General features: G+C 60.2%; 12 protein-coding genes and 1 pseudogene. All 13 read right to left on the bottom strand.

What is annotated here, in order from left to right; translation table 11 throughout:
* Positions 1-13: 13 nt before the first annotated feature.
* On the bottom strand, positions 14-463 hold the full coding sequence (ahrC, locus tag PM3016_RS14560; protein ID WP_013916406.1) for a transcriptional regulator AhrC/ArgR: 450 nt from the start codon (positions 461-463) through the stop codon (positions 14-16).
* A gap of 10 nt (positions 464-473) precedes the next feature.
* Positions 474-950, bottom strand: a complete 477-nt coding sequence (locus PM3016_RS14555; protein WP_236628685.1) for a hypothetical protein — start codon at positions 948-950, stop codon at positions 474-476.
* Between the two features lie 296 nt (positions 951-1,246).
* Positions 1,247-2,083, bottom strand: a complete 837-nt coding sequence (locus PM3016_RS14550; RefSeq protein WP_014370002.1) for a TlyA family RNA methyltransferase — start codon at positions 2,081-2,083, stop codon at positions 1,247-1,249.
* A gap of 21 nt (positions 2,084-2,104) precedes the next feature.
* Positions 2,105-3,992: pseudogene (gene dxs / locus PM3016_RS14545) on the bottom strand (1-deoxy-D-xylulose-5-phosphate synthase).
* A gap of 454 nt (positions 3,993-4,446) precedes the next feature.
* Complete coding sequence (locus PM3016_RS14540; RefSeq protein ID WP_014369999.1) at positions 4,447-5,352, bottom strand: polyprenyl synthetase family protein; 906 nt, start codon at positions 5,350-5,352, stop codon at positions 4,447-4,449.
* Positions 5,349-5,597, bottom strand: coding sequence for an exodeoxyribonuclease VII small subunit (xseB, locus tag PM3016_RS14535; protein WP_014369998.1), 249 nt, complete (start codon positions 5,595-5,597; stop codon positions 5,349-5,351). The genes PM3016_RS14540 and xseB overlap by 4 nt, the downstream gene beginning before the upstream one ends.
* Positions 5,572-6,972 carry an exodeoxyribonuclease VII large subunit gene (gene xseA, locus PM3016_RS14530; protein ID WP_013916400.1) on the bottom strand — a complete coding sequence of 467 codons (1,401 nt, stop codon included), beginning with the start codon at positions 6,970-6,972 and terminating at the stop codon, positions 5,572-5,574. Before xseA ends, xseB begins: the two co-directional genes overlap by 26 nt.
* A 6-nt stretch (positions 6,973-6,978) precedes the next feature.
* A complete protein-coding gene (gene folD / locus PM3016_RS14525; protein ID WP_014369997.1) occupies positions 6,979-7,845 on the bottom strand; it encodes a bifunctional methylenetetrahydrofolate dehydrogenase/methenyltetrahydrofolate cyclohydrolase FolD in 867 nt (288 codons plus the stop codon).
* A gap of 21 nt (positions 7,846-7,866) precedes the next feature.
* Positions 7,867-8,331 carry a transcription antitermination factor NusB gene (nusB, locus tag PM3016_RS14520; protein ID WP_013916398.1) on the bottom strand — a complete coding sequence of 155 codons (465 nt, stop codon included), beginning with the start codon at positions 8,329-8,331 and terminating at the stop codon, positions 7,867-7,869.
* Between the two features lie 120 nt (positions 8,332-8,451).
* The gene (locus PM3016_RS14515) at positions 8,452-8,691 is read right to left on the bottom strand and encodes a DUF2273 domain-containing protein (protein WP_041619123.1); all 240 of its coding nucleotides are present in this window, start codon (positions 8,689-8,691) and stop codon (positions 8,452-8,454) included.
* Between the two features lie 14 nt (positions 8,692-8,705).
* Positions 8,706-9,266, bottom strand: coding sequence for an alkaline shock response membrane anchor protein AmaP (gene amaP / locus PM3016_RS14510; protein WP_014369995.1), 561 nt, complete (start codon positions 9,264-9,266; stop codon positions 8,706-8,708).
* A gap of 78 nt (positions 9,267-9,344) precedes the next feature.
* Positions 9,345-9,758 (bottom strand): Asp23/Gls24 family envelope stress response protein, encoded by a 414-nt coding sequence (locus PM3016_RS14505; protein ID WP_013916395.1) that lies wholly within the window; start codon positions 9,756-9,758, stop codon positions 9,345-9,347.
* A gap of 348 nt (positions 9,759-10,106) precedes the next feature.
* Complete coding sequence (gene accC / locus PM3016_RS14495) at positions 10,107-11,465, bottom strand: acetyl-CoA carboxylase biotin carboxylase subunit (protein WP_013916394.1); 1,359 nt, start codon at positions 11,463-11,465, stop codon at positions 10,107-10,109.
* Positions 11,466-11,468 lie beyond the last annotated feature (3 nt).

Raw genomic sequence — 11,468 nt, 5'->3', positions numbered from 1 at the left:
ATGGATTTACGGGTCAGCTCAGCATTCCCAGGACTTGGTTCACCACGTGCGTGCTGTGATCCCGGTTGCGGCAGATGATCAGGACCGTATCGTCACCGCAGATCGTTCCCATAATCTCGTTCCACTCCAGCGAATCGATCAGCGCGGCGATCGTATTGGCCGTACCGGGCAGGCTTTTGAGCACAACCAGATTCTCGGTGTAATCGATATGTACGAAATGGTCGTTCAGCGCCCGCCGCAGCCGCTGCAGCGGATTATACCGTTGATCGGCGGGTACCGAATATTTGTACCGGCCGTCATCCAGCGGCACCTTGACGAGATGCAGCTCCTTGATATCACGGGAGATGGTCGCCTGCGTGACATGGAAGCCCGCGTTCCGCAGCTGCTCCACCAGCTCGTCCTGCGTCTCGATTTCATTGTTCGTGATAATTTCGCGAATTTTGATATGCCGTTGGCCTTTCATGATTTCCTCCCTATTCGTTTGCGACCTGCAGCTCGAACTCGTAACAATCCACGGTCCCTCCCTGCAGGTTCACATACAGCACGCCTGCGGTCTGGGGGTACAGCAGCTGGTATACCAGCAGCCTTTCTCGGATCGCACTGCCCGTCTTCTCGAGGGGCATGCGTTCCCTGGCCACCTTCACCGCATAATAGGCGCCGTCCTTCTGCGCCACATAATCGATGAAGAGCCGGCTTTGCAGCGTCTCACGGCGGTTTACCGCAATATCCAGCATTACCCGTTTTTTGCCGCTCAGCACCTCATAGCCGAGATCCTTCAACAGCTCGGACACCTCGTCCTCGGGCGGCTCTTCCAGGCCGCTCAGCAGCTCGGGCAGTCCTTCCTCTTCCACGACTTCTTTCATTCTGGACCGCGCCGCCAGGTAGAGCCATCCGGCCAGCACGGCCACCACAAGCAGGATGATGAACCCGTCACCGCTCTGCATGCGCATCACCTCGACACCAGATTTCTACAGACCAAGCACAACCGTCAGGAACGTTGCCTGCAACTGCAAAATCCTACCGCCCGGATATGGCTCGAAGTGGTGCCTTGGTGACCGGGCGTACCTTGGGGGATGGATCCCTTATTCATGAGTTCAACACCTATGTAGTCCTTCTCAGGACGAAACACCTTCAAGATAAACGGCTTCACCGCCCAATATGGACGGTGCGCGTTTAGAAGAAATATAAGATTACAGAATCAGCCCCGGTGAGGTATCCATGCTTATATTTTAAAAAAACTCATCCGTTAAGATGAGCTCTGCATGTTTTGCGACTCTTGTATAACCTGCCGGATGCACTGGCCGAGCGCCTCGCCGGTGATCCCCTGCTCGTCCGTATTCATCAGATAAGCCAGAAACTCGATATTGCCCTCCCCGCCCTTGATCGGCGAATAGGTTAGTCCCTGAACCGAGAAGCCGGCCTCCTGGGCAAATACCAGCACGGACTCCAGCACTTCCCTGTGTACTTCGGGCTCCTTCACGACGCCGGTCTTCGGCACCTTCTCCCGTCCCGCTTCAAACTGCGGCTTGATCAGACAGGCCACCGCCCCGCCGGGAGCGAGAATCGCCTTTAGCGGCGGAAGAATGAGCTTCAGCGAGATGAAGCTGACGTCGATCGAGGCGAAAGACGGCACCGGGCCGGGCAGGTCCCCGGGCTGCATGTGGCGGAAGTTCGTCCGCTCCATGACGCATACCCGGGGATCCTTGCGCAGCGACCAGTCGAGCTGATTGTATCCCACATCGACGGCATACACATACGCCGCCCCGTTCTGCAGGGCGCAGTCGGTGAAGCCGCCCGTGGAGGCGCCGATATCGAGCATCGTCACGCCTTCCAGACGGATGCCGAAGGTCTTCAGCGCCTTCTCGAGCTTCAGCCCGCCGCGGCTGACATACGGATGGATCGCACCCTTCACGATGATCGGCGCGGTGCGGGACACCTTTGTGCCGGCCTTGTCGACCGGCTCGCCCGATACAAGCACGAGTCCCGCCATGATCGCCGCCTTGGCCTTCTCCCGCGTTTCGTAATAGCCCTGCTCGACGAGCAGGACGTCCAGCCGTTCTTTCTCTATTTTTTCTCCTGACATCGATTGCTCCTTGAATGCGCGCTACGCGCGCTGTCTCCTGCGGGGAACGAGCGTCTGCAGTTCCTGAACGAGCCGCTCGGCCGTCAGGCCTACTTCCTGACGCTGCTCCTTGACGGAGCCGTGTTCCACGAAATAATCCGGTACGCCGACCAGCTTGATACGCAGGCCGTAAATGCCCTGCAGGGAGTAGTACTCCAGTACGCCGCTGCCGAAGCCGCCGAGCTGGGTCCCTTCTTCTACGGTAATCACCGGAATGTCTTCCTTGGCGATCGCATGCAGCATCGCTTCGTCCATCGGCTTGATGAAGCGCGCGTTGACGACCCGCACCCTGTGTGCCTTCCTTGGCCAGGGCTTCAGCCGCCTCGAGTGCGGCGGGAATCATCGGGCCGACGGCCAGAATGACTGCGTCGCTGCCCGGACGGACTACCTCCCAGGAGCCGATCGGGATGTCCTTCATCGGCTCCTCCATCGACACCCCAAGTCCGTTGATCCGCGCATAGCGGACGGCAATCGGGCCGTCATTGTAGCCCACGGCCGTCTTCATCATGTGCCGCAGCTCATTCTCGTCCTTCGGCATCATAAGCACCATGTTCGGGATGCTGCGCAGGTACGCGATATCGTAGACCCCGTGGTGCGTCTCCCCGTCCGGACCGACGAAGCCTGCACGGTCGATCGCAAAGATGACGTTGAGGTTCGCGCGGCAGATGTCGTGTACGACCTGGTCATACGCACGCTGCAGGAATGTCGAGTAGACGGCGAACACCGGCTTGATGCCGATGGTGGCCAGGCCCGCAGAGAAGGTCGCGGCATGCTGCTCGGCTATGCCCACATCGAACATCCGGTCCGGGAACCGCTTCGCGAACGGAAGCAGACCGGAGCCGCCCGGCATGGCCGGCGTGATGGCGACGATCCGCGGATCCTGCTCGGCGAGCTCGATGAGCGTCTTGCCGAACACTTCCGTATACATCGGCGGCCCGACGGTCTTCAGCACCTGGCCGGATTCGATCTTGTACGGCGAAATGCCGTGCCAGGTGTGCGAATCGGCTTCCGCCGGGGAGTAGCCTTTCCCTTTGGTCGTGATCACGTGTACGAGCACCGGTCCGTTCACTTTGTCCGCCTGCTTCAGCGTCTCGATCAGCAGCGGCAGGTTGTGCCCGTCGATCGGACCGAAGTAGGTCAAACCAAGCTCTTCGAACCAGACGCCCGGGACGACCATGTATTTGAAGGCGTCCTTGAGCCGCTCGGCCGTCTTGGCCAGCGTTCCGCCGATGGCCGGCACCTTCTTGATGAGATGCTCGACTTCTTCCTTGGCTTTCTTGTAATGGCGGTCGGAGCGGATCCGCGCCAAATAATTGCTCAAGGCGCCTACATTCGGCGCAATGGACATCTCATTGTCGTTGAGGATGACCATCAGCTTGCGCTTCTCGTGGCCGATATGATTGAGCGCCTCGAGCGCCATCCCGCCGGTGAGCGCGCCGTCCCCGATCAGAGCGACGACGCGGTTGTCGTCCCCGTTCAGATCGCGGGCGACCGCCATGCCCATGGCCGCCGAGAGCGAAGTGCTGCTGTGTCCGGCTTCCCAGACGTCATGCTCACTCTCTGCACGCTTGACGAAGCCGCACATCCCGTGATATTTGCGGAGCGTATCGAACCGGCCCATCCGGCCTGTCAGCATCTTATGAACATAAGATTGATGGCCTACATCGTATATGAATTTGTCCGTAGGACTGTCAAACAAATAGTGCAGAGCAATCGTTAACTCGACAACACCAAGGTTCGACGCGAGGTGACCGCCGGTGACCGATAGCTTCTCGATAAGAAACTGTCTCGTTTCCGCAGCCAGTTGCTCCAGCTGTTCAGCCGTCAGAGATTTCAGATCTTCCGGCCCGTGAATTTGATCGAGCAGCACGCTTGTTCCCTCGCTTTCCGTCGTTGGAATGTAATTGCCTGATGCCTTACCGCTTGATGCCGAGACGATGCCCGGTGAACGCAAGACAAAGAACTGCCGGGAAACCGGAGCTTCCCTTCCTGAATATGAACATAATCGGTATCCATTGCTGATTCCATCTCCAAAAAAACGACTGCGCTTCGGCCGCAGACGAACTTCCGCCGGCAGGCACTCCGCAAAGCGAGCCGCGCAGGCGTACTACATCCATATACGCCAGGTTTATCCAGTGTGCGGCAGAAGCCTGCACTTTATACATTCCGCCAGGGCAAGCCGGACGGAAAAAGATCAGGTCCGCCGGTCACCCCGGCCGCTTAGGCGTTGTGACAGCGCATACGTGGTCATTATAGCACACGGCAAGCGGCGGCTCAAATTCAAAGCGGCACCGAAGCCGTACATACGTTTGGCTGATTTGCTTCTAATGATCGCGCTTCATCAGGTAATCCGCCAGCTCCAGAAGCCGCCGCGGCTCGGGGAATCCCCCGCCGAGAATCGCGCTCTTCGCTTCCGCGGTCAGCTCCGCAACCTTGGCTTCCGACGCTTCGATCCCGATGAAGTAAGGGTAGGTTACCTTGCCCTGCTTGACATCGCTCTGCACCGGCTTGCCCAGCTTCTGCTCGTCTCCGATCAGGTCCAGAATATCGTCCTGGATCTGGAACGCGAGACCGATACAAGTGCCGAAGCGTTCCAGCGCGTCAAGCTGGGCGCTTGTCGCCCCCGCAATCCGTCCTCCCGCCTTCAGCGAGAACACGATCAGATCGCTGGTCTTGTGCAGGTGGATGTACTCGAGCTCCTCGAGCTTCGTCAGCCCCTGCTCTCCAAGCATGTCGGCCGCCTGGCCGCCCACCATTCCCGGCGCGCCGGCCAGCTTCGCCAGCTCTTCCACGATGTCCACGACCACATCGGCCGGCACCCCGTGACGTCTTGCTGCCTGCACTGCCGTATGGAAGGCGTGCGTCAAGAGAGCGTCGCCGGCCAGGATCGCCATCGCCTCGCCGTACACCTTGTGGTTCGTGAGTTTCCCGCGGCGGTAGTCGTCATTGTCCATCGCCGGCAGATCGTCGTGAATCAGGGAGTACGTATGAATCATCTCCACCGCAAGAGCGGCGGGCATGGCCGCTTCAGCCCGGCCCTGCAGCGCTTCCGCCGCCGCCAGAACGAGAATCGGCCGAAGCCGCTTGCCCCCGGCCATCAGCGAGTACATGACCGATTCCCTCAGGGCTCCCGGTACGCTCCACTGCTCGGGCAGCGATGTCTTCAGCTCGTCTTCGATGCGGCCGGCCAGGGCCGCAATATATTCCTTGATGCCTGCTTCCGGATTCATCGCGCTTCCCCTTCACCCGGCGAGAACGGTTTCTTGACCATGCCGCCTTCCTGTTCTACCAGAATCTCGATCTTGCGTTCGACCTGCTCCAGCTTCTGTCCGCAGAGCTGGGACAGCCGCATCCCCTCCTGGAACAGCTCGATCGCCTTCTCCAGCGGCACATCGCCGCTCTCCAGCTGGGCTACGATGCGCTCCAGCTGGTCCATTGCCTGCTCAAAGCTAGGCGTCGCTTCCTGCGTTGTCATCCGGTTTCTCCTCCATTGACCAGACATGGCAGTCAATCCGGCCGTCGGAGAGGCGCAGCTTCAAGATATCCCCAATCTGCACCTGACGGACGGATTTCACCAGCTCTTGTTCTCTTTCGTCATATACGAGACCGTATCCCCGCTGCATGACCTTCAGCGGACTGAGCGCGTCAAGCTGCCGCATCGCGGATACGAGTTCCTGGGTCTTCTTCTTCAGTTCGGCCTGCATCGCCTGCCTCAGCTGGCGTTCGGCCGTGTCGAGCCGCCGCCGCGAGTAGATGACCTGCTCCCGCGGGTTGAACGAGGCCAGCCGCCGCTCCGTGCGGATCAGCCGCTCCTGCGCCCGGGTCACCCGGGCCCCCGCTTTGAAGGCCAGCTGCTCCCGCAGACGGTCGAGCCGCTGGGCCGGGTGCAGCAGCAGCTGCCGCCGCGGATCCGTGAGGTACGGCGAGCGCTGCAGCCTTCTCAGCTTCTCGCGGCTGCGCTCGAGCTGCTTGTTCAGCCCCGCCTGCAGCCCCTGGCGCAGGTACCCCACCTGCTGCTTCAGCTCCAGGTGGTGGGGCACCGCCAGCTCGGCGGCGGCGGTCGGCGTGGCGGCGCGCAGGTCCGCGGCGAAGTCGGCGATCGTGAAGTCCGTTTCGTGGCCCACGGCCGAAATGACCGGGATCCGCGAGGCCGCGATGGCCCGCGCCACGATCTCCTCATTGAACGCCCAGAGCTCCTCGAGCGAACCGCCGCCGCGCCCGACGATCAGCACATCGGCTTCCGCACGCGCATTCATTTCCTTAATCGCCTTCACAATGGAAGGCGCCGCGCCCTTCCCCTGCACCAGTACGGGATACAGGAGGACGGGCACATTCGGAAACCGGCGCTGCAGGGTGATCATGATATCCCGCACCGCCGCCCCCGTAGGCGAGGTAATGACCCCGATGCTGCGGGGGTACTTCGGCAGCGCCTTCTTGCGCTGCGGATCGAACAGCCCCTCGGCTTCGAGCTTCTTCTTCAGCTGCTCGAAGGCCAGGTACAGGCTGCCGATGCCGTCCGGCTGCATCTGCGTCACGTAGAATTGATACTGCCCGTCCCGCTCATACACCGAGATATTGCCGCAGGCCAGTACTTTGGTGCCCTCTTTCGGAATGAAGGGGAGCCTCTGGTTATAGGAGGCGAACATGATGCTCTTCAGCCGGCTGTCCGCATCCTTCAAAGTAAAGTACATATGGCCGGAGGAGTGGTGGGTGAAGTTCGAGATCTCTCCCCGCACCCACACATCCTGCAGCCGGTTGTTGCCTTCAAGCAGCATCTTGATAAAGCGGTTCAGTTCCTTGATCGAATAGACCTGCTTGTCCTTCGCGGGATTGTCCCTGACCGTAGCCATGACTCTCTACCGTACCGCTTCTGTATGCGCGGTACGCTGGGCCGACTCAAGCGTGTTGCGCAGCAGCATCGTAATCGTCATCGGTCCGACGCAGCCCGGCACCGGCGTGATCCAGCCGGCCGTGTCCAGCACATCGTCGAAATCGACGTCGCCGGCGAGCTTGCCGGTCTCGAGGCGGTTGATGCCCACGTCGATGACCACGGCGCCCGGCTTCACATGGCTGCGGTTGATCATCTTCGGACGGCCTACCGCCGCCACGAGGATGTCCGCCTGACGGGTGATCTCCTCCATGTTCTGCGTGCGCGAATGGCAGACGGTCACCGTCGCATGCTCGCGGAGCAGGAGCATCGCCATCGGCTTGCCGACGATGTTGCTGCGTCCGATCACGACCGCATGCTTGCCGGCGATCTCGACGCCGATCTTCTTCAGGATCTCAATGACGCCGGCAGGCGTGCAAGGCGCAGGGCCTTCCTTGCCGATCATGAGATTGCCCACGTTCACCGGGTGGAAGCAGTCGACGTCCTTGAGCGGATCGATGCTCTCGACGATCCGTTCCTCGGAGATGTGCTTCGGCAGCGGCGACTGCACCAGGATGCCGTGGATGGAAGCGTCGGCGTTGAGCTTTCCGATCAGCTCCAGCACCTCCGCTTCCGGCGTTGCTTCCGGCAGCTTGTACACTTCGGAATGCATGCCCGCTTCCTCACAGGCCTTTGCCTTGTTGCGCACATACACGTGTGAAGCCGGATCGTCCCCGACGATCACGACCGCAAGACCGGGCTGAACGCCGCGGTCTTTGAGAGCATCCACCTGTTCCTTGATTTCGGCGCGGTACGCGCTGACGATTTCTTTCCCGTTGATTACCTGTGCAGACATTCCGTCTCCTCCTCGTCCCTGTTAAGCTTCTGGTGCGGATTCCGGCTTACGGAGCGTATCCAGATCCTTGATCATCTTGCCGAGCACGCCGTTGACGAACTTCCCCGACTCGTCCGTGCCGAAGTGCTTCGCCATCTCGATGGCCTCGTTGACCACGACCTTGGGCGGTACATCATCGCGGAACACCATCTCGTAGGCCGCCAGACGAAGAATCTGCCGGTCCACGCGGGAGAGCCTGTCCATCTGCCAGCCCTTGAGGTAATCCGACAGAAGCCCGTCGATCTGCCGCTTATGGGCCACCGTGCCCTCGACCAGCTCCTGAACGGCCGGCGTGGCGATCTGGTCGCGCTCTCGCGTCAGCTGCCCCTCGTCCTCCGTCTGCGCTTCCTCTACCACATGGGCGATGGCGTCCACGGATGTCACTTCGTTCATCTCCAGTTGATACAAACTCTGGACTGCCAGTTCTCTGGCCAATCTTCTTCTCATTCTCGTTACGTCCTCCTGTGGTAAGCCTGGATTCCGCTTTGGACCCCGGCCCCTCATTACATCTGTCTGTCTAATCTGCCCTCTGGCCATAAGAAAATCCTTGGGGCTATCCCAAGGATTCTATCGGAACAGTCTCCATTTGTCCATCAGCCAGCGCCAAGTGTCTTCTGCGGGAAACACCGGTTCGCCTCGGTCCATCTTTTTCCCTATATAATATCCAGTATATACGATAAGGGCAAAGATTAACATACGCCACAGGCCAAAGAACAAATAAATGAGTCCGAGCGCGCTGCCCGCCAGCACGCCGAGCGTCTTGCCCCTGTGGCCTTCCCACACGCCTTCCCATACCCGCATCCACATCCGGGGGCTCACCTCTATTCGACTCGACTTTTGAACGTGGGGGACGACGGCTGAATGTTCGCGATGAACACCGACACGAAAGCGACCGGAATACCCGTAATCTCCTCGATGTGGCGCTTCACGTTCGACTGCATCTCTTCGGTCATGTTCGGAATGGAGCTCTCCCCGTCCACGATGGCGCGGACGACGATCTCCAGCCCCGCCTGGCTTACCTTGACCCGTGCTCTCAGGTCCTTCACCCCGCGGGAGCGTCCGGCCGCCTTCAGCGCGAGGTTCTCCACCGTATCCATGGAGATGCGGATATCCCCGAACTCCGTGCGCTGGTCGATCGACGGTGCGGTTCCCTTGCTCCGGCGCACCGACAGGTACAGGAAGCGCAGCGCAAGCAGAGCGAGCACCACGGCCGATGCGATGAAGATCACCGCCGTATCGAGATCCCGGTAGACGTTAACCAGGAAATTGCCCGCGGTATCCAAGGAAATCAGGCCGAATGCCCCGAACAGGCACACGATGGCGATGAGAAGTACGGCGATGCTAAAAAGAAACAGCAGCAGTCTGTCGAGAACTTTGACCACGATTCCTGACTCCTTTACGCGAGTACGGAGGAAACCCCCAAACGCTCCGTCAGGGGGTTCAACCGGATTCTCGTTTTTTTATTTCACGCGTCCGGGAGCGGCCGATTCCGGCTCCTCCGCCTTCTCCGCGCCTTTGAAAATGACGTCATGAATGTGCACGTTCACCTGAACGACGCTGAGGCCGGTCATCGATTCGATAGCCTGCTTCACATTCTGCTGTACGCCGCTGGCCACTTCGGGAATCCGCGTGCCGAATTCAATGACAACGGATACGTCGATGGCCGCTTCGCGCTGGCCGACTTCCACCTTCACGCCTTTGGCCATGTTCTTGCGTCCGAGAAGCTCGGCGATGCCGCCGGCGAACCCGCCGCTCATCCCGGCTACACCCGGTACTTCCACCGCAGCCATGCCGGCAATGACCTCGATCACCTCCGGGGCGATCTGGATCGTGCCCATCTCGGTCTTCTCATAATCCGCAGCCAATGTGCTCATGGATTGGACCTCCTCGTTGTTTTGCGCCCGCAAATGCAAGCACTGCAAAACCAAATTACGCAAGCGCCGGGGGCTCCCCGGGCTTACGCCTCAATTTTGCCGGCAATGAATTCGCTTGCTGCCCTTCTTGATGCAGGAGCGGCAGAACGCCTCCGGCGCCTGCCTGTGCCTTGTCTGACTCTTGCATGGACTGTATCGAAATCAGAGTGCGACTCGCCATGGCCTGCTTCTGATGACTGATCTTCGTGTGCAAACGGCGTACCCTCCCGCACGGGTAGGATAAGCCGTTTATCTTATATACTATACCATTACGTCAAAAATATGACAATGAAACGGGACCTGCGCAGCTTAGGAGTTCGGGTCGTTCACGTCATGCTCTTCCAGGAATTTGATATCGAAATCGCCCGCAAGAAACTTCTTGTGCTCAAGCAGCTTCAGGTGGAACGGAATCGTCGAATGGATGCCCTCGACGGCGAATTCGGCCAGTGCCCGCTTCATTCGCTGGATGGCTTCCTCGCGGTCCGCTCCCCATACGATCAGCTTCGCGATCATCGAGTCGTAATGCGGCGGAATCGTATACCCCTGGTAAGCGGCCGAATCGACGCGGACGCCGAAGCCGCCCGGCGGCAGGTAGAACTTGATCTGGCCGGCCGAAGGCATGAAGTTCCGCTCGGGATCCTCTGCGTTGATCCGGCACTCAATGGCCCAGCCGTTGATCACGACATCCTCCTGCGAGAAGGACAGCGGCTCGCCTTCGGCCACCCGGATCATCTCCTTGATGATGTCGACGCCGGTGATGAGCTCCGTGACCGGATGCTCGACCTGGATGCGCGTGTTCATCTCCATGAAGTAGAACTGGCCGTCCGGCCCGAGCAGGAACTCAAGCGTGCCGGCGCCGGAATAGTTCACGGCCTGGGCGGCGCGGACCGCCGCCGCACCCATGGCTTCCCGCGTTTCCGGCGTCAGGATCGGACATGGCGCTTCCTCCACCAGCTTCTGGCGGCGGCGCTGCACGGAGCAGTCCCGCTCCCCGAGGTGGACAACGTTGCCGTGCTTGTCCGCAAGAATCTGGATCTCCACGTGCTTCATGCCCGTGAGATATTTCTCGAGGTAAACGCCGGCGTTGCCGAACGCCTTCTGGGCTTCCTGCTGGGCGGCGGTGATCTGCTGGATCAGCATCTCTTCGTTATCCGCAAGCCGGATGCCCTTGCCTCCGCCGCCGGCCGTCGCTTTGATGATCAGCGGGTAGCCGATCTCGCGACCGAGGCGGATCGCCTCTTCGACATCCTCAACGAGGCCGTCGGAGCCCGGAATGACCGGCACGCCGGCTTCCTTCATCGTCTGCTTGGCGACGGACTTGTCGCCCATGCGCGAGATGGCCTCCGGCGAGGGCCCGATGAACGTAATATTGCAGCTCTCGCAGATCTCCGCGAAGTCGGCGTTCTCCGCCAGGAAGCCGTATCCCGGGTGGATCGCGTCGGTCTCCGTCAGGGTCGCCACGCTCATGATATTCGTGTAATTGAGATAGCTGTCCTTCGACAGGGTCGGCCCGATACAGTAAGCTTCATCGGCCAGACGGACATGAAGCGCTTCCCTGTCGGCCTCCGAGTATACCGCGACCGTCGAGATGCCGAGCTCGCGGCAGGCGCGGATGATGCGGACGGCGATTTCGCCGCGGTTGGCGATAAGTACTTTATGGAACTTCAATGG

Source organism: Paenibacillus mucilaginosus 3016 (genome assembly GCF_000250655.1).
GTDB classification, from domain to species: Bacteria; Bacillota; Bacilli; order Paenibacillales; family NBRC-103111; genus Paenibacillus_G; species Paenibacillus_G mucilaginosus.
The sequence above is the reverse complement of the archived record's forward strand: the minus strand, read 5'-3'. Positions and strand labels throughout refer to the sequence as shown.

Excerpts from the sequence above, each read along its gene's own strand:
- PM3016_RS14540 (WP_014369999.1), bottom strand. The coding sequence starts at position 5,352 with ATGAATCCGGAAGCAGGCATCAAGGAATATATTGCGGCCCTGGCCGGC.
- PM3016_RS14550 (WP_014370002.1), bottom strand. The coding sequence starts at position 2,083 with ATGTCAGGAGAAAAAATAGAGAAAGAACGGCTGGACGTCCTGCTCGTC.
- nusB (WP_013916398.1), bottom strand. The coding sequence starts at position 8,331 with ATGAGAAGAAGATTGGCCAGAGAACTGGCAGTCCAGAGTTTGTATCAA.
- xseA (WP_013916400.1), bottom strand. The coding sequence starts at position 6,972 with ATGGCTACGGTCAGGGACAATCCCGCGAAGGACAAGCAGGTCTATTCG.
- xseB (WP_014369998.1), bottom strand. The coding sequence starts at position 5,597 with ATGACAACGCAGGAAGCGACGCCTAGCTTTGAGCAGGCAATGGACCAG.
- folD (WP_014369997.1), bottom strand. The coding sequence starts at position 7,845 with ATGTCTGCACAGGTAATCAACGGGAAAGAAATCGTCAGCGCGTACCGC.
- PM3016_RS14555 (WP_236628685.1), bottom strand. The coding sequence starts at position 950 with ATGCGCATGCAGAGCGGTGACGGGTTCATCATCCTGCTTGTGGTGGCC.
- PM3016_RS14515 (WP_041619123.1), bottom strand. The coding sequence starts at position 8,691 with ATGTGGATGCGGGTATGGGAAGGCGTGTGGGAAGGCCACAGGGGCAAG.
- PM3016_RS14505 (WP_013916395.1), bottom strand. The coding sequence starts at position 9,758 with ATGAGCACATTGGCTGCGGATTATGAGAAGACCGAGATGGGCACGATC.
- ahrC (WP_013916406.1), bottom strand. The coding sequence starts at position 463 with ATGAAAGGCCAACGGCATATCAAAATTCGCGAAATTATCACGAACAAT.